The 25,130-nt window shown below is 57.3% G+C and carries 17 protein-coding genes; 10 read left to right on the top strand and 7 right to left on the bottom strand.

What is annotated here, in order from left to right:
• The first annotated feature begins 135 nt into the window (after positions 1–135).
• The 3 genes from HY010_12605 to HY010_12595 all read left to right on the top strand — a co-directional run bounded on the left by HY010_12605 (position 136) and on the right by HY010_12595 (position 6,104).
• On the top strand, positions 136–1,407 hold the full coding sequence (locus HY010_12605; GenBank protein MBI3476566.1) for a metallophosphoesterase: 1,272 nt from the start codon (positions 136–138) through the stop codon (positions 1,405–1,407).
• 204 nt (positions 1,408–1,611) lie between these two features.
• Entirely contained in the window at positions 1,612–4,275 is a 2,664-nt protein-coding gene (gyrA, locus tag HY010_12600; protein MBI3476565.1) for a DNA gyrase subunit A, read from the top strand.
• A gap of 308 nt (positions 4,276–4,583) precedes the next feature.
• Positions 4,584–6,104 (top strand): M48 family metalloprotease, encoded by a 1,521-nt coding sequence (locus HY010_12595; GenBank protein ID MBI3476564.1) that lies wholly within the window; start codon positions 4,584–4,586, stop codon positions 6,102–6,104.
• Positions 6,105–6,108: 4 nt separating this feature from the next.
• On the opposite strand, the gene HY010_12590 is transcribed toward HY010_12595, so the two are convergent.
• The 4 genes from HY010_12590 to HY010_12575 form a co-directional block, all read right to left on the bottom strand.
• On the bottom strand, positions 6,109–9,213 hold the full coding sequence (locus HY010_12590; GenBank protein MBI3476563.1) for an efflux RND transporter permease subunit: 3,105 nt from the start codon (positions 9,211–9,213) through the stop codon (positions 6,109–6,111).
• A gap of 18 nt (positions 9,214–9,231) precedes the next feature.
• A complete protein-coding gene (locus tag HY010_12585) occupies positions 9,232–10,473 on the bottom strand; it encodes an efflux RND transporter periplasmic adaptor subunit (protein ID MBI3476562.1) in 1,242 nt (413 codons plus the stop codon).
• 542 nt (positions 10,474–11,015) lie between these two features.
• Positions 11,016–12,497 carry a flavin monoamine oxidase family protein gene (locus tag HY010_12580; GenBank protein ID MBI3476561.1) on the bottom strand — a complete coding sequence of 494 codons (1,482 nt, stop codon included), beginning with the start codon at positions 12,495–12,497 and terminating at the stop codon, positions 11,016–11,018.
• A gap of 14 nt (positions 12,498–12,511) precedes the next feature.
• On the bottom strand, positions 12,512–13,672 hold the full coding sequence (locus tag HY010_12575; GenBank protein MBI3476560.1) for a beta-lactamase family protein: 1,161 nt from the start codon (positions 13,670–13,672) through the stop codon (positions 12,512–12,514).
• Between the two features lie 381 nt (positions 13,673–14,053).
• On the opposite strand from HY010_12575, the gene HY010_12570 reads away from it, so the two are divergent.
• From HY010_12570 to HY010_12550, 5 genes are all read left to right on the top strand, one after another.
• Positions 14,054–16,234, top strand: coding sequence for a S9 family peptidase (locus HY010_12570; protein ID MBI3476559.1), 2,181 nt, complete (start codon positions 14,054–14,056; stop codon positions 16,232–16,234).
• A gap of 519 nt (positions 16,235–16,753) precedes the next feature.
• Entirely contained in the window at positions 16,754–17,200 is a 447-nt protein-coding gene (locus HY010_12565; protein ID MBI3476558.1) for a hypothetical protein, read from the top strand.
• Between the two features lie 800 nt (positions 17,201–18,000).
• Complete coding sequence (rsmG, locus tag HY010_12560) at positions 18,001–18,666, top strand: 16S rRNA (guanine(527)-N(7))-methyltransferase RsmG (protein ID MBI3476557.1); 666 nt, start codon at positions 18,001–18,003, stop codon at positions 18,664–18,666.
• Positions 18,667–19,026: 360 nt separating this feature from the next.
• Positions 19,027–19,818, top strand: coding sequence for a ParA family protein (locus tag HY010_12555; protein MBI3476556.1), 792 nt, complete (start codon positions 19,027–19,029; stop codon positions 19,816–19,818).
• Between the two features lie 442 nt (positions 19,819–20,260).
• Positions 20,261–21,085, top strand: coding sequence for a ParB/RepB/Spo0J family partition protein (locus tag HY010_12550; GenBank protein MBI3476555.1), 825 nt, complete (start codon positions 20,261–20,263; stop codon positions 21,083–21,085).
• 422 nt (positions 21,086–21,507) lie between these two features.
• On the opposite strand, the gene HY010_12545 is transcribed toward HY010_12550, so the two are convergent.
• The 3 genes from HY010_12545 to HY010_12535 all read right to left on the bottom strand — a co-directional run bounded on the left by HY010_12545 (position 21,508) and on the right by HY010_12535 (position 23,687).
• Entirely contained in the window at positions 21,508–21,828 is a 321-nt protein-coding gene (locus tag HY010_12545) for a hypothetical protein (protein ID MBI3476554.1), read from the bottom strand.
• A gap of 879 nt (positions 21,829–22,707) precedes the next feature.
• On the bottom strand, positions 22,708–23,373 hold the full coding sequence (locus HY010_12540) for a Crp/Fnr family transcriptional regulator (protein ID MBI3476553.1): 666 nt from the start codon (positions 23,371–23,373) through the stop codon (positions 22,708–22,710).
• Positions 23,370–23,687 carry a hypothetical protein gene (locus HY010_12535; protein MBI3476552.1) on the bottom strand — a complete coding sequence of 106 codons (318 nt, stop codon included), beginning with the start codon at positions 23,685–23,687 and terminating at the stop codon, positions 23,370–23,372. Before HY010_12535 ends, HY010_12540 begins: the two co-directional genes overlap by 4 nt.
• 255 nt (positions 23,688–23,942) lie before the next feature.
• Between HY010_12535 and HY010_12530 the strand changes: the two genes are divergently transcribed.
• Both HY010_12530 and HY010_12525 read left to right on the top strand, forming a co-directional pair.
• On the top strand, positions 23,943–24,224 hold the full coding sequence (locus HY010_12530; protein ID MBI3476551.1) for a hypothetical protein: 282 nt from the start codon (positions 23,943–23,945) through the stop codon (positions 24,222–24,224).
• A 399-nt stretch (positions 24,225–24,623) separates the two neighbouring features.
• Positions 24,624–25,052, top strand: a complete 429-nt coding sequence (locus tag HY010_12525) for a response regulator (protein MBI3476550.1) — start codon at positions 24,624–24,626, stop codon at positions 25,050–25,052.
• Positions 25,053–25,130: the final 78 nt, after the last annotated feature.

Genomic DNA, 25,130 nt, shown 5'->3' with positions numbered 1-25,130 from the left:
CCATGCTGCTGCTAGACTCAGTTTCGTATCAGGGTATCGCTTCAGCGATACCGATATTCCGCCCAATTGCGAGCCCCTTTAGGGGTTGCGCCTTCCGCCCCCCGCCCCGCATCTAACAAGGCGTACTCTAATGGAGTGTTCACCCTGATCCTGGTCCGCATCCTTTTCTTAGCCTTGTTCCTCGGCCTGATCTACGCAGTCCAGCGTTTCTGGTTCGTCCGGACCTGGTCCTGGATCGCCGCTCTCTCCAGCCCCGCGTGGCGTACGGGATTGCATGCCGCACTCATCGTCGTCGCAGTCGCCCTGGTCGCAGCGCTCCTCGATCCTCTTCTCGGCCGCGCCGTTTCTCGCCTCACTTTCGGCAAGAGCCTAATCACCTATTCCAGCTTGTGGCTGATTGCATCTTTCTTCGGATTCCTGGCCGTCCAGTCCGTAGGCGGAATCGAATACCTTACGAATCTAGTCGCACGTCTGCGTCCGGGAGCGGTAGCCGGAGCCTTCAATCCCCAGCGTCGCGCGTTCTTTCAATATGCCGCCATGTTTGCCGGCAGCGTTCCATTTCTAGCCGCGACCTACGGATTCGCCGCTGGCCGCCTCCGCTACACCATCGAGCGCGTGGACGTCCCCATAGCCAACCTTCCCCTCGAACTCGACGGCCTGCGCATCGCGCAACTCAGCGACATCCACATCGGCGACTACATGCCGCCCGCGGAAATCGCGCGCGCCGTCGACATGGCCAACGATCTCCGCGCCGACATCGCCTTCGTCACCGGAGACTTCGTCAGCCGCGAAGGCGATCCACTGGAAACCTGCATCAACGAACTCAGCCGCCTGCGAGCCCCGCTCGGCGTCTACGGATGTAACGGCAATCACGAAATCTATGCTGGAGTAGAAGACGACGCCCAGCGCCTCTTCAAAGAAAAAGGCATGCAACTACTGCGCGCCCAAAATAAAGTGATCGAACACAACGGAGCCACCTTCAACCTGTTAGGCGTCGACTATCAACGCGACCACATGACCAGCGGCGGCAGCACCGGCCCCATGCTGCAGGAAATTGAACATCTCATCCGCCGCGACATGCCGAACATTCTTCTATCCCACAATCCAAACTCATTCAACCGCGCCGCCGACTTAGGCATCGAGCTGAGCCTAGCCGGCCACACCCACGGCGGCCAAGTAAAGTTCGAAATCGTAGACCACAGCGTAACCCCCGCCAGACTGATCACGCCCTTCGTGGCGGGACACTACACGTTGCCAATGTCGAACGGGCATGCCAGTGGGAATGTTTCGAGCAACGGCGCACACAAAGCTGCGCTCTATGTGAATCGCGGCTTGGGAACCTTCGGCTTCCCAGTGCGCATCGGCGTGCCCCCAGAAATCACCCTGCTAACCCTGCGGAGAAGCTAACCCGTGTGGGGACCCATGTGGGGACAGGTCTCCGACCTGTCCAGCCGAGCAAAGCTCGGCAGCCCCACCCCCTTTATGCTATAATTCTCGCTAGTTCCAGACCTAGTATCTCGCTGTAAATGAAGCGGTTAGCGGTATCGGGACGGCCCGAATCCATAGGCCTTTCCTGGCACCTGAGACCTGGCACCTGAGACCTGAATCTTCATGCCTGACGATCCCAAGAATCCCGAACTCCCCCTGACACCTCCTCCCGGCGACAGCGGTCCCGGCGCCCTCAATATTCAGCCCGTCAATATTGAAGAGGAGATGAAGCGGTCGTATCTCGACTACTCTCTTTCCGTCATCATCGGCCGTGCCTTGCCCGACGTTCGCGACGGACTGAAGCCTGTCCATCGCCGCATTCTCTACACCATGCAGCAGATGGGTCTTCGCCCCGGCGGCCCCACCCGCAAATGCGCCCGCATCGTCGGCGACGTCATGGGCAAATACCATCCCCACGGAAACCTCGCGGTCTACGATGCGTTGGTTCGCCTCGCGCAGCCCTTCGCCATGCGCGCCCCGCTCGTCGATGGTCAGGGAAATTTCGGATCGGTAGACGGTGATCCTCCCGCAGCCGATCGTTACACTGAAGCCCGTTTAGCACGTGTGTCGACCGCGCTGTTAGAAGACCTCGATAAAGAAGCCGTAGATTTCTATCCCAATTACGACGGCACCGAAACGCAGCCCGCCGTCCTGCCCGCGCGCTATCCAAATTTATTGGTGAATGGTTCCGACGGAATCGCCGTCGGCATGGCCACAAAAATTCCGCCACACAATCTCACCGAGATTGTCGACGCGACGATCACGCTGGTGAATAATCCCAACGCGCAGTTGCCGGAAATTTTGAAATTCGTGCAAGGCCCCGATTTCCCCACCGCCGGCATCATCCACGGACGTGCCGGAATTTTCGAAGCCTACCGCACCGGCCGCGGCCGTTTCATGATGCGTGCCCGCGCCGCCATCGAAACTTTCAACAAGGACCGCCAGGCGATCATCGTCACCGAGATCCCTTACCAGGTAAACAAAGCGCGCCTCATCGAGCGCATGGCCGACCTGGTGAATGAAAAGACGATCGACGACATCTCCGATATCCGCGACGAGAGCGATCGCGACGGCATGCGCATCGTCATCGAACTCAAGCGCGGAGCCGAGCCCCAGATCGTCCTGAACCAACTCTACAAGCACACCTCCATGCAGGAAGGCTTCAGCATGATTCTGCTGGCGGTCGTCAACGCCCAGCCGAAAGAGATGGGCCTGATCCAGGCGATCAAGCACTTCATTGATCACCGTGTCGACGTCGTGCGCCGCCGCACCGCCTACTTGCTGAACAAAGCGCAAGACCGCGAGCACATCTTAGAAGGTTATCTCACTGCGCTTGACCATCTCGATAACGTGATCACGATCATCCGCGCCAGCGCCAACCGCGCCGATGCGCGCGAAAACTTGGTCGCCCACTTTGGCGGCAAAAAGATCGACATCAACGTCACCGGACGCGCTCCGAAGCTCCCCGCCGACAAGCCCTTCACCTCGAAGCAAGCCGATGCGATCCTCGAACTCCAACTCCATCGCCTGACCAAACTCTCGATCGACGAAATTTCCAACGAGTTGAAGCAAATCCGCGAAGCCATCGAAGAATTCCAATCGATCCTCGGCTCCGAGAAAAAGCTCCGCAGCGTCATCATCAAAGAACTTGAAGAAGTGAAAAAGCTCTACGGCGACGCCCGCCGTACCGTCATCGAAGACGAAGCCGCCGAGATCCTGCTCGAAGACCTGATCGCCGACGAGCAGGTCGCCGTCACCGTAAGCCACGGCGGCTACATGAAGCGCACGCCGATCTCCACCTACCGCATGCAGCGCCGCGGCGGCACGGGACGCACCGGCATGAAGACGCGCGACGAGGATTTCGTCGAGCACCTCTTCCTCGCCTCGACGCACGCTTACATCCTGATCTTCACCAACACCGGACGAGTCTTCTGGCTGAAGGTCTACGAAATCCCCGACATCGCCGCCGCCGGAAAAGGCAAGCACGTCGGCAACCTGGTCGCTCTCCAGCCAGGAGAAACCGTGCGCACGATGTTAGCCGTCCGCAATCTCGAAGAAGAAGGACGCTACGTTTTCTTCGCCACCAGGAACGGCACCGTGAAAAAGACTGAGCTGAAAGATTTCAGCCACGTCATGCAACGCGGCATCATCGCGGTCGGCATCGACAAAGGCGACGAGTTAGTCGGAGTCACTCTGACCGATGGCGCACAGATCATCTTCCTCGCCTCGCACGACGGCCAAGCCATTCGCTTCGACGAAGGTGACGTCCGCCCCATGGGCCGTCCCGCCTACGGAGTCCGCGGCATGAACCTCGACAAGGACGACTACATCGTCGGCATGGCGACCACTCCGAAAGACGCGAAGAAGGCCGACACCGAAGCCGAAACCATCATCGCCAAAGCCGGCGTCGAAGCCACCGCCACCGACGAAACTCTGCCCATCAAAGGCAGCCTGATTCTGTCGGTGACCGAAGCCGGATACGGCAAGCGCACTCCCGCCGACGAATACCGCTTGCAAGGCCGAGGCGGTTCCGGCGTGATCAACGTGAAGACCACTGCCCGCAATGGCAAAGTCGTCGGCATCGCGCAGGTCAGCGAAGAATCCGAAGTGATGTTGATCAGCCAGTACGGCAAGATCATCCGCATGGACTCGAGCACCATCCGCGAATCCGGCCGAGCCGCGCAAGGCGTCCGCCTGCTGAGTCTCGAACCCGGAGATCGCGTAGCAGCCGCCGTAGTCATTGCCCCAGTCGCCGAAGAAAACGGCAACGGCACGCTGATTCAGTAGAGAAGTAAATTGAAGGTGGAAGTCTGAAAATGTAGAAGTGTGGACCGGAAACTGATCGTACGTTTCGTATCACAGCATCGCTGCAGAACCTGCGGAAAACAGTTTGCTCTTGCCGATGGGTAGCACAGCGTGAGGCTGCTTAGTGATATTGCCCTGTGCTTTTGGGTGGCGCAGCGGTTCACCGCTGCGATAGCAGCTCGTTTCCCTAGCGGCTTTAGCCGCTGAGGCCTGACCATCGTCTGTCATGTTATGATGGCGCCCGTCTTATGCAGGGCTCCGCAGTAACTATCCCTCCTCGGCGCTCGCTCATGTTATTCGCCAGCTTGGCGATGTTCATGGTTTTGCTCTCCTACATTTTCATGATTCTGCTCGCGTCCTTATGTGTGTATCTACCCTTCCTCTTACTAACCGCGGCCATGAATTTCAACACGCTGGTCTTGTTCTTAGGCGGGATCGTCGTCGCCGCCGTCATGCTCTGGTCCCTCGTCCCGCGAATCGATAAGTTCGAACCGCCTGGACTCTTACTCGAACCAGCTTCTCATCCCCAGCTATTCACCGAGATCCAGCAGATCGCCTCCAAACTTGGCGAGCCTCTCCCGCGCGAGGTCTATCTCATCGGAGATCCCAACGCCTGGGTCGCCGATCGCGGCGGGCTGATGGGCATCGGCAGCCGTCGCGTCATGGGACTCGGACTGCCGCTGCTTGCTGCGCTCAATGTTTCTCAGTTCCGCGCCATCCTCGCTCACGAATTTGCGCATTACTATGGCGGGGACACCAGTCTTGGCCCATGGCTGCACCGCACTCAGATGTCGATGGTGCGCACCTTCCAGAACATGGGCTCGATCGGACAAATGAGCTTACCGGCCCTGGTCGCGATCTTCTATACAGTCGTATTCAAACTTCTTCATTGGTATTGGCTGCTGTTTCTACGCGCCATCAATTTCGTCTCTCGCAAACAGGAGTATCGCGCCGACGAGCTCGCTTGCCTCGTCGCTGGACAAGTTTCCCTGATCAGCGGACTTCGCGGAGTCCACGCCTCCGCCCTTGCCTGGCCTTCCTATTGGAGAACTGAAGTGGCGCCCATGCTCAGCGCCGGACGCCTCCCCGCGATCGCCGACGGCTTTTCGCAATTCCTGATCGCGCCCCAGATTGCGGAAGGCGTTCAGAAGGGCTTGGCCGCTCAAATCGCCGAAGCCAAGGTTGATCCCTACGACAGTCATCCTCCGTTGCGCGATCGCATCGCCGCCGCCAACCTGCTCTCTGTTGATGCCATGGCAGAGGACCATCAACCCGCTTCGATCCTGCTCACCGACATCGACCAGGCGGAACTGAATTTTCTGGAAGTGGCCAATCCCCAGATGCCAAAGAATTTCTTGCAGCCCGTGTCTTGGCAGGAAAGTGGCCCCGTCGTCCTCATTCCCACTTGGAAGGGATCCATAGCCGCATACGCCGAACCGCTTGCGGCGCAACTTCAAGGAGAGACCGTTGCAAGTATTCCCAAGGCACTCGGAAAAGTTCCCGACGTCGCCGCGATCATGCGAGATCCAGCAGGAATGTTGTTGACCCAGGAACAAAGAATTCAGCGCGCTCGCGGGCTTGTCTCTACCGCCTTTGCTCTGGCCCTGGTCAACCACGGATGGAACTTGCACTCTCTTCCCGGCGAGTTCTATCTTGAAAAAGACGGCCACCAACTGCAGCCATTCCAACTCACCCTGCAACTTTCCGACGGCAAGATTGGGAATGATGCCTGGCAGGAAATGTGCGCGAAGGACGGTATTGCAGATATCGAACTAATGCCGGCCGCGACGAAGCCGCAGTCGGAAGGGTAACGCTTCAGTCGCCCTCGGATGGTCTTTCTTGCTCAGCAGCGCGGCCAAGCAAATGGCCCTTCCATTCGCGCCACGGAAGACTCTGCAATTCCGATAAATAGGAATACGCGACCGGGACAACGAGCAGCGTCAACAACAGACACAGCGTCTGTCCTCCGATAATCGTCACCGCAATCGACGCGCGCTGCTCGGACCCAGCACCCAACCCGATGGCAACTGGAATCAGTCCGGCAATGATCGACAGCGTGGTCATGAGAATAGGGCGCAGCCTTACCCGGTTCGCTTCCAGAATCGCTTCCCGCAGCGGCATTCCTTCCGCGATCAGCCGGTTGGTGTAGTCCACCTGCAAAATTCCATTTTTCTTGACGATCCCCAGCAGTAGAAACATTCCCAGCGCGCTCCACAGGCTGAGTGCGCGGCCCGTGATCCACAACGAGAACAGCGCGAACGGAATGCTCAACGGCAACGTGAGCATGATGATGAAGGGATGCGAAAAACTCTCAAACTGCGCGGCCAGGACCATGTACATGAAGACCGACGCCAGCAGCATCGCCAGCAGCAGGTTCCACGTGGTCTCCTCGAGCACTTTCACTTGCCCGGAGAAAAGATACGAATAGCCCGCGGGTAGGCCGATCTCTTTGATCGATTGCATCGTGTGCCCGGCCGCCACATCGAGCGGATATCCCGACGTCACGTTGGCGTACACGCTCACCTGAAATTCCCGGTTGTAGCGCCACAGCGAAGCCGGACCGAACCCGCGTCCAATTGACGCCACACTCTCCAGCCGCACTTGCCCCAGTTTCGACGAGGGAACCATCATGCGATTCAGCACGTCGGGATTATCGCGTTGCTCCTGGAGCAGCTGCATCGTCACCGGATATTGTTCGGACCCTTCTTTGAAGCGCGTGATTTCGTCTTCACCGGAGTAGAACAAACGAACCGCATCGCTGATGTCGGTCATGCGTACGCCGATGTCGGCGGCGCGTTGCCGGTCGACTTTCACCTGTAGTTCTGGCGTGTTCAGATTCAAGCTCGGGTTCACATCCACCAGGTCGGGATATTTCCGCATGCGATCCGCGACCTTCTTGCTGATTTCCGCCAGCTGGCCGAGGTCAGGTCCGCGAATGACCGCCGCGATTGGAAAATAAATCTCGCCGCCCAGCACTGAAGGCAGGCGCACGTTGTAAGTGATATTGCGATAGCCCGCCAGAATGCCGCGAACTCTTGTGGCCAGTTGTTGATGGCTCAGTTTTCGTTCACCGCGTGGAACCAGCCCTATGAAAAGATGAGCGTGATTGGTCGGCCCGTGGGTCAGGCTTTGCACGAACGTAACTTCCGGCAAAGCGACGACGCGTTTGGCGATATCAGTTGCCATCTCGCTCGTCTTCTGCAGCGAAGTGCCTTCAGGAAGCGTGAATGAACTCAGCAGTTCTGATTGATCGTCCGCCGGAATCCAGTCGCGGCCCACCAGACGGTAGAGACCGAAAGTCGAAAGAAATGTTGCCGCGCAAATCAGAATGATCGCGCCCCGATGCGCCAGCGACCACTGCAGCATCTTCATGTAGCGGTCTTCTACGTACAGCAGCAGCTTTCCCGAGTGCGATGTTTTGCCGGTTGTATTAAGCCGCAGCAGACGGCTGCTCATCATCGGCGTCAGCGTAAACGCGACCAGCAGTGAAACGAGGATCGCCATCGCCATCGTCCAGCCAAATGAGTTCACATACTTGCGGGCGTATCCCGTCATGAACGCGATCGGCAGAAAAATAATGATGAGCGACAACGTCGTCGCCATCACCGCGAGGCCGATTTCACGAGTCGCCTCAATCGCCGCCTGGATCGGTCCTTTTCCTTTTTCCTCCATGAACCGGAAAATATTTTCCAGAACAATGATCGCGTCATCGATGACGATGCCGACTGACAGCGTCAGAGCCAGGAGCGTCATGTTGTTCAGCGAAAAATCCATCCCACGCATCAGCGTGAAGGTCGCGATTACCGACGCGGGAATGGCCACCGCCGCAATGATGACCGCTCGCCAGTTCCTCATGAACAGCCAGACAATCAGGCTGGCGAGAATGCTACCCAGAATCAGGTGCTCGATCAGCGAGTGCACCGACGCCTTGATGAAGTCCGAAATATCGTGGATCACCAGCAACTTCACCCCGGGCGGCAACTGGGATTGCAACTCCGCTACTTTGCTCCTGACGTTGTCTGCGACCTTGACGGTATTCGCGCCCGATTGACGAAGCACCTGAATGCTGACGATGTCCTGTGCCGCCTCGTTCTTCCGGAACAGTGCCGACCACGTGCGAAGTTCCTGTGCGCTGTCCTCGACCTGCGCGACGTCGCGAACGCGGATCGGAATTCCGCCTTGCGTTCCCACCACCACATCACTGAACTGGTCCGCCGAAGTGACGCGTCCCAGCGTCCGCAATCCCAATTCCTGCGGGCCGGTAATCATGCGCCCGCCCGGCGCTTCGATGTTTTCGCGCTGCAGCGCCTGGCGCACGTCGAGAACTGTGAAGTTGTGCGAAGTCAGTTTCTGCGCGTCGAGCAAAACGCGGATCTGCCGCTGCTGTCCGCCATTCAAGTCCACGCTGCCGACGCCATCGACAGTCTGAATCGCGCGCCGCACCTGCTTGTCGGCAATCTCCGTCAACTCGCGGCGGCTCATCGGACCGCTCACCAGCAGCGTCATGATCGGATCCGATTGCGGATCCTGTTTCGTGATCACCGGAGGCAGCGTGTCACGCGGCAGTTGATTGATGGCAGCCGCGACCTTTTCCCGAATGTCCTGCGCCGCGCCCTCGATGTCGCGCTCCAGAACGAACGTACACGTAATATCAGCAAACCCTTCCGTGGAGTAAACGCTGATCTCGTCCACGCCGCTCACCGAAGAGATTGCGTCTTCCAGCGGCAGCACAACTCCGGTAATCATTTCTTCAGGAGTCGCTCCCGGCAAACGTACCTCCACGTTCACCGTGGCCGGATCTGCTCTCGGAAACAGATCGACCGCCAGCCCGCGATAGGAAAACGCGCCCAGCGTCACCAGAAATGCGATCAGCATCACAGTGAATACCGGATGCTTGACGCAGATTTCGGTGACCTTCATAGGTGAGTGATATTCCGGTTATTTTGCTACAGGTGTTGACGTTCCAGACTGCTCGCGAACGGTATCGCCGTCGTGCAACTCTCCTGAATCCCGGGCCGCCACGCGGTCACCGGGCTTCAGTCCCTCTGCGATTTCAAATCGCCGGCCCTTCTCGTCTTCGGTCTGCCCCGCTGGACGAATCTGTTTCTCGGCGACGCGATTGCCGTTCAACACGAAAACTTTATAAACACCGTAGCGATAGTTGACCGCCACGTCCGGAACGAACATCGCTGTCTCTTCCTTCTTGCTCGGCAGCGACGCTTGCACAAAGAAGCCGGGCTTGAGCCGTCCGTTCCGATTGTCGAGCAGCGCCTCCGCCTCAAAAGTGCGCGAGTCCTGCGAAACCGACGGATTGATTCTCGACACCCGTCCCTGAAATGTCTCGCCAGGAAACGCTTCCACTTGCAGATCGACCGTCGCGCCTTCCTTTACCCATCCTGCCCAGCGCTCCGGCACCGCCAACTTCGCGCGCAATTGATCGGTGCGCACCAGCACCATCACCGGACTCTGGATCCGCAGATATTCTCCGGGATGCACGTTCCGCGTCTTGATGTCCCCCGAAAACGGCGCGCGAATCGTCGCATCAGCCAGTTTCTTTTCCGCCAGCCTTTCGCTCGCCTCGCTTGACGTCAGCAACGCCTTGAGCCGGTCCGCCTCCTGCAACGACAAATCGTAGGTCGCCTTCATGCTCTGATAGCGGCTGGCCACTTCGTCCAGCTGCTGCTGTGAGATCAGAGCGTCTTTGAAAAGTTCTTTGGCGCGTCCATACTTTCGCTCCGCATCAAACAGATCTGCCTCCGCGCGCTGCACTGCCGCCATTTTCTTCGGATCCAAAGGCTGCTCATTTGCCCCAATCCCCAGTTGCGCGCGCACCTGTCGCACCAACCCCTGTTGACGGTCCACCTCGAACTGCAACTCGCGCTGGTCCAGCAGGATCAGCGGCTGCCCTTCGCGCACCGTGTCGCCCACATCCACCAGCACCTTGGAAACGATGCCCTCCACCTCGGCGCTTAGCGTGCTTTCTTCATACGCGAACAACGATCCCACCGCCTGCACGCGACGGAGTGTCGTCTCTTCTTGGACGGTGAAGATGCGAACCGGAATAGTCTTGGAAGCGTCCGTAGCCGCCGCGCTGGAATTGGTATTGGAGCAACTGACGGAAAGGAGCGCAGCGAGTCCTGCCACCACAAGCCCGGCCGACCTGGGGAAATCACGATGCATAAAAGGAAGTCCACCCCGATCGGCCTCGCCCGGACAACCCCCGTCGGCGATTGCGACCTTTCACCCTCCCGCGCGGATGCGCGGTTCAAAGGCGATACCACGAACCGTCAGTATTATAACTTCTCCCGAACCCAACCAAATTCACCCGTTGGACAATCTTCCCGAACCGCGCGAATCAAGAGGTTTGGGCCAGGACACGGGTTTTGGACACGAGATTTTCGGGAGGGCACGAGTTCACTCGTGCCACCAACTCGTTTATTTGACGAGCGCTTCAGCGCCTGAGGTGAACTTTTCTTGGCTCGTTCCTTCTTCCGTAAACGGCTCACTGTGGACCGCACCCTGGGGAGAACCCAGCCTTCACGGTCCGAGGAAATTCACGAATCAAGAGACTCTGGGAGGCCACGAGACTATCGGAAAGGGCACGAGTTTCGGGAGGGCACGAGTTCACTCGTGCCGCCAAGTCGCTCATATTGACGGTGCTTCAGCACCCGAGGGGAAATTCCGGGGACAGGTTTTCCATCTCGATACAGAACCTAACAAACTCATTTCGGTTTGTAATTCGCCAGAATCTCTGCGGCCGCCCGCTCTCCCGAGCGAATCGCGCCGTCGATATAACCCATCCACCTGGTCGATGTTTCTGACCCAGCCCAGTGGATGCGTCCATGAGGCTCGCGAATTATTTTGCCCAGCGTCGTCATCACTCCGGGACCCATGCTGGCCCCGAAACAACCTCGGCTCCACGGGTCCGAGGGCCAGTCCTGATCTTCGTAGTCGATGGGATTTGCCGCTTCCGGCCCGAGAAAACTGACGATCCGATCCACGATCATCTTTTTACGTTCTTCCATCGGTCGACCTGACCATTCCAGCGCGCCGGCCGCGTCGATGAATGCCGTTAAGAACCCTGGGACTCCCGCCGCTGGCGTGGTGTCAGCCGCAACCAGATTCGAAGGTGGTTCGTCGCTCCCCAGCAGTCCGTTCAGTCCGCGCTCGCGCCAGAATGGCTTCTCGTATGCCACCCAGTACTTGATGACCGAACCCATCGGCATGTGCTGCGCGAGCGCATCGCGATGGGAAGGGAGAGGCGGGGTGTAGGTCATGCGCACCGAAAGCGGCAGCGGGACTGCCACAATCGCGTAGTCCCCACGCCATTCGCCTTTCCCGGAAACCACGGTGACGCCGGCGCCATCCTGCGCGATCGCGGTGACTGGCGTTTCCAGTCGTATCGCGTCCCCGAGTTTCGCAGCGACTTTCACCGCGACCTGATGCATGCTCTCGTTCACCAGGAATGCCTGCGCTGAATTTTCGTCGAACCCGTACAGAGCATTGAAGTTGTCGCCCGAACGGAGATAGAAAAGGAAATACAGGAAGGACATCTGGTAGGGGTCGGCGGTAAAAAGGGCACGGGTTGCACTCTCGAAGTACCGGAGCACAATCTTGTCTTTCGTATTGGCCTTCAGCCATTCTTCCACGGTGAGGCGGTCGAGAGTCTCCGCTTGCGGCGTTGTCCAAGGGGCCTCCAGCACCACTTGCGCCGACAGGCGGTCCAGTTCGGCGGTAACACGATCGCACTCCGCCTGAGTCGCAGCCTCCCAGCCGGCAGTTTCACCGTCGGCCGTGACGCGCTTGCCATTTACTTCCAGAATGTTCTTGCCCTTCAGGAACTGTGGACGAGTGTGCAGGCCATACTCTTTGATCGTTTCCAGCAGCCGGGTTTGTGTCGGCCCCACCCACATGGCCCCGCCATCGATGGGATGCCCCGCTAGCATGGCCGGCTTTGCCCGTCCGCCGACACGGTTGCGCGCTTCCAGCACAACTACTTTCTTGCCCGAGCGGATCAGGCTGCGCGCCGCCATCATCCCGGCAAAGCCCGCTCCGACGATCACCACGTCGACCCGATGGGCCGAGCTTTGTGCGGGGCCTTGGGCTAGTAGCGGATCAACGGCGATGGCAGCGGCGCCGCCGACGCCCAACGCCTTGATGGCCTCGCGACGAGATAGCGCGCGTTTCGAAGGTGTGTCACTCATCGTTGATCTCCTTGCTACCAGTCTTTGACCGGATTCGCTCCCGCCGTCTCCGGAATGTAAATAGACGCGACCGCCCCTGCCATCTTGACCACGTCACAGTGAAATTCATCGAGGTTCGTCATGGCGACAATGGTCAGCCGGTCGTCCAGATAGCGGGAGATGATGACGAAGAACCCCTGGTTCCCCCCGGTGTGCCACACAACACGATGTCCGTTTGCATTGTTGATTTGCCATCCGAAGCCGTAGGGGTCTGGGTAAGTTTTGCCGGCGTTGAGTTTTGCTGGAGTAAACATCTGCTCCCGACGGGATTTTTTTAAGATTTTCTCGGTGTAGAGCGCGGCATCCCATTTCGCGAGATCAAGCACGGTCATGTAGTAGGACCCATCAGCCGTGGTATTCAGAGACGGGGCGATCCAGTCCTGGTTCTTCAGCTCTCCCTTGACCATGATGTAACCACCGCTGCGGTTGAGGACGATATCGGCTTCACTGATGACACGGGCGGTGTCCATGCCGAGGGGCTGGAAAATACGCTCCCGAATGAAATCGAAGTGCACCTTGCCGGTCAGGCGATGAATCAGGAAACCAAGAAGCTGGTACCCCGTGCTGCAATACTCCCATCGGTCACCGGGTGGGAACTGCGGTTGCAGTTTGACGTATCGCTGAAGCAGTTCGTCTTCGGTGTAGTCGCGGCGGGAATCAACGATTCCCTTGGTATAAGCGTCCTGCTCGGTTTGGCCCCAAACATCCGGCAGCCCTGAGGTATGACTTAAGAGATGTCGGATCGTGATCGCATTCCACGCCGGCGGAGCTTCGGGAAAATATTTCGTGATGCTGTCATCCAGCCCGACTTTGCCGTCTTCCACCAGCATCAATATGGCTGTCGCCGTAAATTGCTTGCCGATCGACCCGGATTGGAAGATCGACGCCGGCGTGACGGGAACGTTGAGTTCGATGTTCGCCAGACCATAGCCCGTCGCCTTGATAATTTTGCCGTCGCGGATGACGGCCAGGCTCACCCCGGGAATCTTCTGTGCCTGCATCTGCGCGCGAATGGCTTCATCGACCTTCCCGGATGCAACGGCATCGTTCAGCCCCTGGGCTACCGAATACGCGGGCAGTGCGGCCAAGACGCAACCAACCAGCCCAACTCTCAGAATTTTCATCGATTTGCGCATGCTAGGGAATTGCTCCGACACAATTACGCTTGGCTCAATAGAAGGCCGCTCCTGAATAGCAGATTCGGGCTCTGGAAGTATTCACAAAAATCTGATTTTTTTCTGATGACGTATTTTCTTCCAACTTAGGCCAAAAATGGTCCTCTTCGTGTGGGATACAAATCCACGGCGAATGGCCCCCTTCTGCGGAGCGAATCAAGAGCCGTTGGGGGAGGGCCTGAGTTCACTCGTGCCGCCAAGCCTCTTTTTGACGAGCGCTTCAGCGCCTGAGGGATACATTCTGCGGCGGGTGGCTCAGGTGATCGGAGTGCTGGCACGCCTTGACGTGAACCTACCCACGTGATGGCGGCCGATTCCGCGGCGCTATAGAATATCGAGCTTATGAACGCTGCTCACTCGGCAACTCTCCGGCTTATCTTCTTTCTTATGCTCCCGCTCTTTTCTTATCTCTCCTTCGCCGCCGACAATCCTTCTGCAGTCAAAGGGGGCAATGGAATCACACTTCCGCCTCCGCCTGCTACTGCAACTCAGCCGGTTACCGAGGACCTTCACGGCACTTCAATCACCGATCCGTACCGCTGGCTCGAGGACGGGAAAGCTCCGGCCACTCGCGCCTGGATCGATGAGCAGATGAAGTACACCGAGCAGTATCTTTCGCAGGTAAAAATTCGTCCGGCGATCATGAGTGAGCTTGCCAAACTGGAACGCGTGGAGAGTTACAGCATCCCGCTCGAGCGCGGCGGAATTTACTTTTTCAAGAAACGCCTGGCAGACGAGAATCAGGGATCGATCTACATGCGCCGCGGCCTGCATGGCGCGGACGAGCGCCTGATCGACGCCACCAAGCTGAGCGCCGATCAAAATACTTCCGTGCACGTTAATGACGTGTCGAAGGATGGCACGCTCCTGGTGTATGGCGTCCGGTCGGGCGGCGCGGACGAGGAGTCGGTGCACGTCCTCGAAATCAATGAAACTGACCTCACCAAGAATCGTGAACTGCCCGACACTTTGCCTTCCGCGCGTTATTCCGGCATTTCCCTCAGTCCCGACAAGCAGGGCCTCTACTACGCACGCTTTGATCCGACCGGGTCGCTCGTCTTCTATCACAAGCTGGGATCGCCGGCGGCCGGCGATGAACTCATTTTCGGCAAGACTTTCGGCGACGAAACTTTCGGGCCGATGGATCTGATCGGCATGGACATCACCGAGAACGAGCGCTTCGTTACGATCGGCGTGGTGCACGGCGTCCCGGCTACGCGCGAGGATTTCTATTTCAAAGACCTGCGCAAGAAGGACTCTCCAATTTGTCCGCTGATCCGCGGGATCGATAGCCGGTTTTCGCCGGTGAATTATGGCGACGACTTCTACGTGATGACCGACTACCAGGCTCCGAACTATCGTGTGGTGAAACTCGACACCGCCCATCCCGAGCCGTCGAACTGGAAGACCATCGTCCCCGAGGGCAAGGACGTCATCTCCGACATTTCGATTGTCGGCGGCAAGCTGTTCGTCACCGGCCTGCACGACGTGGTAACGGAAACCCGCATCTTCGCTTTGGACGGAAAGTCGGCCGGCAACGTCGCGTATCCCACGCTAGGGGCGGGTTCCATATTGTTTGGACATTCCGATGCCAGGAACACGGAAGGCTTCTATAGCTTTGAGTCGTTCATTATCCCGCCGGCGATTTATCGCTATGACGTCGCGAGCGGCAAGACGGAAGTCTTCGCCAAGCCCAGCGTGCCGTTCGATTCCGACCAATATGAGGTGAAGCAGGTCTTCTACACTTCGAAAGACGGGACGCGCGTGCCGATGTTCATCTCTTCGAAGAAGGGCGTGAAACGTGACGGCACCACTCCTGCGTTGATGTGGGCTTACGGTGGGTTCCTCGTGAATATGGAGCCGAACTGGAATCCGGAGTTTGCCTGGTGGATGGAGCAGGGCGGATTCTACGCACAGCCGAACCTGCGCGGCGGCGGCGAGTATGGCGAGAAGTGGCACAAGGGCGCCATGTTCGAGAACAAGCAGAATTCCTTCGACGACTTTTTCGGCGCGGCCCAGTATCTGGTCGATGAGAAATACACTTCCGTTCCGAAGCTGGCGATTCGCGGACGTTCGAACGGCGGCCTGCTCATGGGCGCCGCCATGACGCAGCATCCAGAAATGTTTGGCGCAATCTGGTGCGGCTATCCGCTGCTCGACATGCTGCGCTATCAGAATTTCCTGGTCGGCAAGTGGTGGACGACCGAATATGGATCCGCAGAAAAAGCCGAGCAGTTCCCCTACCTGCTGAAATATTCTCCCTATCACAACGTGAAGCCAGGGACGAAGTTTCCCGCCATCATGTTCAACACCGGAGACAGCGACACCCGCGTCGATCCTCTCCATGCCCGCAAGATGACTGCTCTGGTGCAGTCGTCAAACGCGAATGATCGCCCAATCCTTCTGCACTACCAAACCATCAGCGGACACAGCTCCGGCGTTTCCATCACCCAGGCAATCACCGACACCGCGGACGAACTAGGCTTCCTGTGGAATGAAGTGAGCGGATCAGCCAAGCAATAAAACGGCAGCCGTCTTTTGCTTTTGGGTGGCGCAGCGTTTTGACCCGCCGACACGTTACGCTTCTTGTCTTTGAGTGGCGCAGTGGCTGTTCATCAACTTGGAATCGCTGGTACTACCCTGGCTACTCCGCCCCGCAACGACTGCAACCAGGTGATAGGCAGTGACCCACGGTCAATGAGTGTAATCGCCAACTACGAGCCAGTGTGCGGGTTGTCAACAACCATCGCATTGTTCCCAAATGAATGCACCCATGTGAATGCAGTTGTGGTGTCTAAATGGATGAGACCTGTTTCTCCGGGAGATCGAATGATGCCGAAATGCGGAAGAACGTTATGGTCTTCGCTTGTGTTTGTACTATCCCTGGCAAGCACCACGTTTGTGACCGCGCAGGCGACAGGTTCAAGCGATGCGTTTGTTCGTCCATGCACGGCTAACGAAAATTCGGTCGGATCATCCCCGGAGGTAATCCGCTTGCTTGGGGACGAACGAACCGGATTTAGCTGGTGCGAGGCCGTGGATGTGCCTTGGCTTCCAAATGCTGAGATGCTGCGTTTCCACACAGCAATTCACGTCGACTACTCGTATGTCTGCACCATTGTGAAGGCTACAAGCGAATCTCCCGTGCAGTTGATCTGGGCCGCCGGAGAAGGAATGGTCTCAATGCCGTCCCCGAGCCTGCCAAACAACCTCGCTGTCATGAACAGTCTGCTGAAATCAGTGCCTGCACTCCACGATTCGCAACTCGGATCGGCGAGCGTTCTCTACCTCTTTCTCATGCACCGAGAAATTCGGCAGCGCTTTTTCAGCAAGCCAGCGATTAGATATCGTTTGGCCGAAGTCGACTACCGGATACGCTACCGGAAGCGCGGGAGGAGTCGATTGGTCTCCCTGAGTACGCGAACCAATAACTGGAGACTCACCTTTTCGTCGCACAAAGACGGCCTGCATCTAGATTCCATCGAGTAGAAAAGGTGGTAGTTGAAGGGGTTGTCTATCCTCCTTCAGGGCCGTTCCGATGTTCACTTCACTCATACGTGATTTTGCATGGCCGCGGCGCTTTGATTCGCCGATACGTTACGCTTTTTGTTTTTGGGTGGGCGCAGCGGTTCACCGCTGCGATCCCCGTCCCCTCTGACCGGGCTTTAGCCCCTGACGTTTCCGGCGCCAATCCATTATTTATTTCGCCGTGAGGCATGAGCACCGTCATCAGCCCCTGAGGGGCGGCTTAAGTTAGCCCAGCGCTTCAGCGCTGGGCTGGAGCGCGGTAGATGAACAAGTCCCGCAGGGACGACAGATGCAGCGCCACTTCTTCACGCCGTGCCGATGTTCACTTCACTCACATGTAATTTTGCATGGCCACAGCATTTTGATTCGCCGATACGCTGGGTGTGATTTTGGGCGGCGCAGCGGTTCACCGCTGCGATCAGCTTGCCCCCACCGATCGGGCTTTCCCTGAGGCTCCAGCCCCAGTCCACTATTCCACCCTAGGCATGAGCGCCTTCATCAGCCCCAAGAGGGGCGGCCCCGAAGGGACGACAGAATGCACCACCACTTCTTCAGGCCGTGCCGATGTTCACTCACCCAGATGTGTTTTTGTACGGCGAAGCATCTTGACCCGATACGTTACGCTTCCGATTTTGAGTGGCGCAGCGGTTCACCGCTGCGATCCGCTGACACCACTAGTTGGGCTTTAGCCCCCGAGGATTCCCGCCCCTACCTTCCTCAATCTACCCTCACACCTCTGACCTTATAATCCCTAAGCGTCCATGGACCCCGCCCGCATCGCCGCCCTGCTCCATCCATTCTTGGATAGGACACTCCCCAAAGTGCAGCTCGGTCAAATATCGACGTACATCGATCTACTACTCCGCTGGAATTCCCGCATCAACCTCACCGCGATCCGCGACGCCGACCAGATCGTGGCCCGCCATTTCGGAGAATCGCTTTTTCTCGCCCGCCACCTTTTTCCCAACGCAGCTTGTGTGGATCGGGCGCCCACGCCCGCTGACCCCGGCGCAACCACACACCACCCAAGCACCGTCCTCGACATCGGTTCCGGCGCCGGCTTCCCTGGCCTTCCGATCAAAATCTGGGCGCCTCACATCTCCCTGACCCTCGTCGAATCGAATCACAAGAAAGCCGCCTTTCTTCGCGAAGTCATCCGTGCCCTTACATTGACGGACGTCAATGTAATAACCGCCCGCGCCGAAACCCTCACCACCAAGTCCGACGTCGTCACCCTCAGAGCCGTAGAGCACTTCGAAACCATCCTCCCCGTTGCCGCCCGCCTGGCCTCCTCAACCGGCCGGATCGTCCTCCTGATCGGCTCCTCCCAACTCCCCTCCCTCGAAGGCCTCGGCCTCCATTGGGTACCCCCCATTCCGGTACCTGAGTCACAATCCAGAATGTTGTCGATCAGTATTCCCCAGTGATTGTGGGAATTTTGTTTCTAAATTCTGGGTAAAAATGGCAGCGAAGTGGAAAAACTCCCGTCTATTAAGGCTATAGTGGGAAAATATTGCAGTAATCTCATTGTGAGACTATTCGCCTCCCAATGTTCCGCGTGGAACATTTCGCCTTACGACATCCGAAACTTCCATTCTAAATGTGGGAGGGCTACCCTCCTCGTCCTCCTGGAAACAGCCGCAGTGTTCCACGTGGAACACTCCCACCAAACTTGCACATGTGATTTCAAAATGTTCCACGTGGAACATGCTGCACCAAAATGCGGCATTGCATTCACATATCGGTTGGAACTATTCTGGCCCGCGAGTTCTCCGCTCACAAAAATCATGGGACGTATTATCGCGGTTGCCAACCAGAAGGGTGGCGTCGGCAAGACTACGACTGCCATCAACCTTGCTTCTTCTCTTGCTGCTGCTGAAGTCAACACGCTGCTGGTGGATTGCGATCCGCAATCCAATGCCAGTAGCGGCCTGGGCATGCGGAAAGATCCGGATCGAATCAGTACCTACGACGTGATCATGGGCGCGGCCTCCGCGGAAGAGGCGCTTCAGCTTACGGAACTTGAACAGCTGTGGCTGATCCCTTCGCACAAGAACTTGATTGGCGCAAACCTCGAGCTGGTCGATGCGGATCGGCGCGAGTATCGGCTGCGGGATGCCCTCGACCTGGTGAAAGATCGGTTTGAATTCATCGTGCTGGATTGTCCACCGGCGCTGGATCTACTCACGCTGAATGGATTGGTGGCGGCGAATGGAGTCCTGATTCCGATGCAGGCGGAGTATTTTGCGCTGGAAGGAGTCAGTGAGTTGCTGGATACAATCGAGAGGATCCGGGTCGCATTGAATCCTTCCCTGGCTGTCGATGGGGTGGTGCTCACTATGTTCGATGAGCGGACAAACCTCGCGCAGCAGGTGGCGGAGGAGTTGAAGAAATATTTTGGGGAGAAGTTGTGTACGACAACGATCCCGAGGAATATCCGGCTGGCAGAGGCGCCGAGTTACGGGAAGCCGGCGTTGCTGTATGACGTCCGGTCGCGGGGGGCGGAGAGTTATATCCGGCTGGCGAAAGAACTGCTGGACCGGCACCTGGCGGCGCGGGATGAGGCGGGGGCGGCTTAGATCGATGGTCATCTATATTTATTGATATCGATCTTAAAGTCAAACCCTCACCACGAAGGGCACTAAGGGTTCACGAAGGGGCACGAAGGGAATCTGGCGGGTGATGTGAGCTTTTCGGAAATCGTTGCGGAGAGGAAGCGTGATGGCAATTCCTGTTGAGAAGGTTGGGGTAGAGAAGGTGGCGGAGAAGGCCGTGGAGAAGCGGCGGGCTTTGGGGCGCGGGTTGGAGTCGCTGTTACCGGGGCCGAGAGTTGTGGTGACCGATCCCACCACGGCGCAAAGCGCGCGCAAGGATGATTCCCACGCGAGTTCTGTGTCTGATGCAGATCGTCTGCGCGGGCAGGGTGCCCCCGCGACAGCCGGCGAGGGCGCCGGCGCTACGGTGTTGGCTTCGGGCTCCCCTGGCGACTCGACGCAACCCGAATCGGTTGATTTGCAGGCGATGGCGGCGCAGAGAGCTCCGGATGGACAGCCGATGGAGTTGGCCCTGGATGCGATCGAGAACAATCCGCATCAGACCAGAACAGGATTTGATGATGATTTGCTGAAGGAATTGGCGCGGTCGATCCAGGTACAAGGAGTGATTCAGCCGATTGTGGTGCGTCCGGGATTGGACGGGCGCTATGTGCTGATCCTGGGCGAGCGGCGATTGCGGGCTTCGAAGCTGGCTGGGAAGTCGACGATTCCGGCAATCGTGAAGCGCGTGTCGGAACAGCAAGCAGCCGAGATGACGATTGTCGAGAACCTGCAGCGGCAGGATCTGGATTGCCTGGAGCAGGCGCAGGCGTTCGCGCATCTGAGCACGGAATTTGGTTTGACCCAGGAAGAAATCGGACGCCGGGTGGGGACGTCGCGGGAAACAGTATCGAATTATCTGCGGCTGCTGAAGTTGCCGGAGGATGTGCAGTATCTGATCGAGCGCGGTGATCTGACGTATAGCCATGCGCGCGAGTTGCTGGTGCTGCATGACGAGTCGCAGATCTCAAAGCTGGCGGCGCTGGTCGTAAAGAAGAAGATGTCGGTGCTGCAGTTGGAAGATGCGGTCCTGGACATGAATGTCCCGATGGAGCGACCGGAAGGGGATCGTGGTCCGGGCAAAGGGGCGAGATGGGTGGATCCGAATGTGCGGGCAGCACAACGGTCGCTGGAGACCGTCCTGGGTATGCGGGTGCGGATTCGGGATCGCAGAGGGAAAGGGAAAATCACGATTGAATATGGGACTTTGGAAGATTTTGACCGGGTAGTGGGAATGTTGCGGGGGAAGTGACGGGAACGCTTCTAGCTACTAGCTCCTGGCCGCTAGTTTGTACCTGGGAACCAAGCGAGTACAAAGTGGGGCAGTACGGTGGCTTCGCGCCACAATTGTGGAAATTCTTTTCTCATGAAACCCGCTTATCGAAGTCAGAGTGGGAATTGCCTTTTGTCGATTAACTGTAAAGATTCCATGCGGTCGCCCGAACCGAGGGCGGAACCTGAACAGTAACAAGTGGGGAGACTCTGTCTCTCTTAAGACTGCACTTCGCGTGCAATCCATTCTGTGGTCGAGGCCTTCGGGGGCTGAAGCCCCCACCTCAAAAAAGCGCCTTAATCGCAGCGGTAAACCGCTGCGCCACCCAAAAGCGGATGCCGCATCGCAGCGGTGAACTGCTGCGCCGCCCAAAAGCTTGGGATCATCCCTTTTTTGATCTGTCATCCCGAGCGGCGCGAGATCTGCAGTTTGTCAGCGCGCGGCGGAACTGCAGATCCCTCACTTCGTTCGGGATGACAGTTCTTGAGCGAGGCCGCGGCGAATGGAATGCGCGGCAATTCGCGGCGGAGGTTGGCGGCGTAGCGCTCGCGGCACTCGGGGTGGTGCAGGACGGCGTAGATGTAGTGGAAGGTGTCCCACTTGGTGATGGAAGGGTCGTGGTATTGGGCGCGCTGCGGAACTGCAGATCCCTCACTCCGTTCGGGATGACAGTTCTTGAGTGAGGCGGCGGGATGACGGTTCTTGAGTGTGGGCGTCGGGATGACAGTTCTTGAGTGTGGGCGTCGGGATTACGGGTCTTGAGTGAGGTCAAGGCGTCTGCTAGGCGGTACAAATATTCGGAGCTGTCTAATTTTGAACAGACGGGAATTCGTACGCCTTGTACTGTTCATTGGGTTGAGAGTCAAGCAACGGTCTTTCCCCAAGACCGCTACTCTGGAAGGGCGCAGTCCATCGTGACTGCGCCTTTTTTTGTTTCGTGTGCAAGATTGAACAGACAGAATATCTGCCAGGATTCTATCTTTGTTTCAGCCGAAGGGGTCGAACGAGCTACGGTCCAGCCTTCCCCCGAAATGACCGTCAGTCGGGATGGCGCAGCCAACGAGACTGCGCCATTTTTATTTCATGAAGACTGCCTGGCGGGCTTACATCGGCTTGGGCCCTTTCGTCGCCACGACGACGGCCAATATTGTGGCCGTGTTTCGAACGTTTCCCGCGATAGTAATGAGTGCTTCTGCTACCGGTGGGTGTTGCTCAGCCAGTCCCTCAAGACGCGAGCTGACGCTATGGAGTTGATCTACTTCATGACGGATCGCTTCAAAAAGCATGGAAACACCGCTTCCTCGAAAGACGAACCTAAGGTCGGGGAGAACTTCAGATGGACTGGCTTAGGTCAGAAGACCTGAAAGAGGAGAACGTGGTAGCCACCTCAAACTTCATTATACCGCCGCGAACAATCATCCGTATTGATCTAAATTGCTCAGCGGATGCCCTGGAGACATGCAACGATCAAAAGTATGGGCAAGAGAGAGACAAGAGAGCAAGAAGCTAAAGCCACACTCGCCGAAGTCACCCGGGAAATGGCGAAACCCAGGGTGGTGATGTCGGCACGAGTGCGCAGTCCCAGGGTGCGAAACACCGTGCTAGTCGTGAAGAACAACGTTGAGAAGTGAGCTGTGCACCTCAAGCACGCCGTTGTACTGGATGAAGCCTAACTTTCTGAACCGGTTCATGAAAAAGCTCACCCGCGAACGAGTCGTGCCCACCATCGCCGCCAGAGTTTCCTGACTGATCTTGGGAATTGAAACCTCCGGAGCTTCGTTCTTGCCAAAGCGAGCCAGCAAAAGCAGAACACGAGCCAGCCGTTTCTCACTGGAATTAAAGAGCTGGTCCACCAGGTCCGCCTCGTAGCGGATGTTGCGCGTCAGCAGATACGCGACGAACATATCGGAAAACATGTGTTCCCGGTGAAGCACTTCCATCATGGCTTTCCTCTCGATCCGCATAACCGAGCAATCGGTGAGCGCGGTCGCGGAGCACAGACGCACAGCTTGCGCCGTGAGGCACCCCTCACCGAAGAAATCCTTCTCACCTAGAATGCCGATGGTGGCTTCCTTCCCGCTCTTTGACACGACGCTGAGTTTTACTTTTCCTTTGTGGATATAGAAAACAGCGTCCGAGGAATCATCCTGCAGGAATATCGCCTGCTTTTTGAGGAAGGTTGCAACCTTTCTGCCACCAGCGATGGTAGAAAGGAAAGCGTCGGGATCGAATTTGGCCAGTTTCTTCGCGGTCACAACGGCCCTCATGATTGCTCCGCGGAGGCGCCGGACTGCCTTGCAGGGTACTGCCTGTGCGCCAGGCGTTTGTTTTCGTTGTCAAATGTGGCAATAAGTTCCTGCACCAATCCGATCATCTTTTGCGGGTCCGCTTCGTGCTGGACTTTCTGCGCTACTTCGCGCCAACGTTCGTCCGCAGCGGTAACTTTGCCCTCGGTTTCGATCTCTGCCGTGTCATCGCCGGTTGCATCGTCGTTCGGGAGTTCCTTTGCCGGAAGGATGGCAGCAATCTTCTTCACCACTTCTACGGGAATCTGTTCGAAATGTGTTTTCGGCTCGCTCACTGAATTTCTCCTATCTATCTCTTTCACACCGTAGCAGTCCCGAATCAATACGGGTTATATCTTTTGGATAATCTTTCGTCCGCATTATGGCGTTAAATTGCTGATGTTAATGGGGTTATACAGCTCTCAACGAGACGGGACGTACCCCCCCTACGGGGTCCTAGCGCGTCGAAATGTGTGCTGTACGACAGTGTCAGGTTGTATTACGATAGGGTTACGTCAGGTTAGCGAAATTGCTTCTGCGAGAGGTCTCCGATGGGCACACCACGCGAAAAGATCGCAATGAATTTCAAGACGATGGCGCAAGTGGATGTACCGCAGGGCCGGAACGGAAAGCACAAGCAAATTGTGACGCAGATTTTCTCCGACCTCGATCAGCTCCCCGCTGGGGTTGCGCTCCGAGTGCCATTGGCGGCGTTAGACGAGAGCAAAGAAAACGTGCGGTCTGCGTTAAATCGAGCCATTCACAAAGGTGGCCGCAAAGTAGCCACCGCCAGCGATACCGAATTCCTGTACGTGTGGAACGAGATCGAGTAGGTCTGGCTTTTGCCGGGCGCGCCTCGATAAGTAAGAGCGAAGACTCTCGTCGATCCGCTTCTTGAGATTCCACAGCCATATGGCCCAGTTCAAAACGTAATTCCAATTCTGGCAATTGCCTCACTAAGAAGGTCAGTTCGTCCTGCAACAGCCCTGTCGATTCCTGTGCACTCTCTCCAAGTTGATCTCTATTGAACAGACCTTAGTCATGTAAGCCGATTACCATTTGGGGAATGGACAAACCATGATGGGAAGAAGCTCTCCCACACGCGTTTCCGCCACGAACTTAGGGGTAAATCGATCTCCCCGGAATCGAATGCACCCAAAATGTCATCACCAAGTCTTGAACCATCGAAAATACAATCTGCCGAATCCGTCTCGCCGTTAGAAGCAAGGGTCGTGCCTCAGTTTCGCTACCGCATTCTGGTGGTGGACGATGAACCTGCGATACGCGAAACCACCAAAGCCATTCTAGAGAACGAGGGCTATGACGTTCTCACCGCCGCAGACGGACTGGACGGAATACTCGCGCTCAGCCAATCCTTGCCTGATGTAATCATCTCGGATTTGCATATGCCTCGGATGTCAGGACTTGAATTTCTGACGATCGTACGCCAGCGCTTTCCGCACATCGCAATCGTCGCCATGAGCGGAGGGTACGTTCTTGGGCAAGATATGGCCGTGATTAAGGCCGATGCTTTTTGGCAAAAGGGACAGCCGATCAAAAAGCTTCTCCAGGAAATCACGAGGGTCTTGGCGGCTTCCCCTGCGCGGCCGGAGGGCGCGAAAGCTGAGGCTGGATCCCTTTTCTTGATGAGAGAGGCTTGAAACCAACTCCTCGAGGTCCACTGCTCAGGCTCGAAGCTCGGCCCGTGTTTAAGAAAAGGATCCTATCGCTCTTGTTGA

The organism is Acidobacteriota bacterium, from assembly GCA_016196065.1.
Classification (GTDB): Bacteria; Acidobacteriota; Terriglobia; order Terriglobales; family Acidobacteriaceae; genus Acidiflorens.
This window is presented reverse-complemented; position numbering and strand designations above follow the sequence as displayed.

Bases quoted from the DNA above. Each gene is read 5' to 3' on its own strand.
- gyrA (MBI3476565.1), top strand. From the start codon at position 1,612: ATGCCTGACGATCCCAAGAATCCCGAACTCCCCCTGACACCTCCTCCC.
- HY010_12595 (MBI3476564.1), top strand. From the start codon at position 4,584: ATGTTATTCGCCAGCTTGGCGATGTTCATGGTTTTGCTCTCCTACATT.
- HY010_12590 (MBI3476563.1), bottom strand. From the start codon at position 9,213: ATGAAGGTCACCGAAATCTGCGTCAAGCATCCGGTATTCACTGTGATG.
- HY010_12585 (MBI3476562.1), bottom strand. From the start codon at position 10,473: ATGCATCGTGATTTCCCCAGGTCGGCCGGGCTTGTGGTGGCAGGACTC.
- HY010_12580 (MBI3476561.1), bottom strand. From the start codon at position 12,497: ATGAGTGACACACCTTCGAAACGCGCGCTATCTCGTCGCGAGGCCATC.
- HY010_12575 (MBI3476560.1), bottom strand. From the start codon at position 13,672: ATGCGCAAATCGATGAAAATTCTGAGAGTTGGGCTGGTTGGTTGCGTC.
- HY010_12570 (MBI3476559.1), top strand. From the start codon at position 14,054: ATGAACGCTGCTCACTCGGCAACTCTCCGGCTTATCTTCTTTCTTATG.
- rsmG (MBI3476557.1), top strand. From the start codon at position 18,001: ATGGACCCCGCCCGCATCGCCGCCCTGCTCCATCCATTCTTGGATAGG.
- HY010_12555 (MBI3476556.1), top strand. From the start codon at position 19,027: ATGGGACGTATTATCGCGGTTGCCAACCAGAAGGGTGGCGTCGGCAAG.
- HY010_12550 (MBI3476555.1), top strand. From the start codon at position 20,261: ATGGCGGCGCAGAGAGCTCCGGATGGACAGCCGATGGAGTTGGCCCTG.
- HY010_12540 (MBI3476553.1), bottom strand. From the start codon at position 23,373: ATGAGGGCCGTTGTGACCGCGAAGAAACTGGCCAAATTCGATCCCGAC.
- HY010_12530 (MBI3476551.1), top strand. From the start codon at position 23,943: ATGGGCACACCACGCGAAAAGATCGCAATGAATTTCAAGACGATGGCG.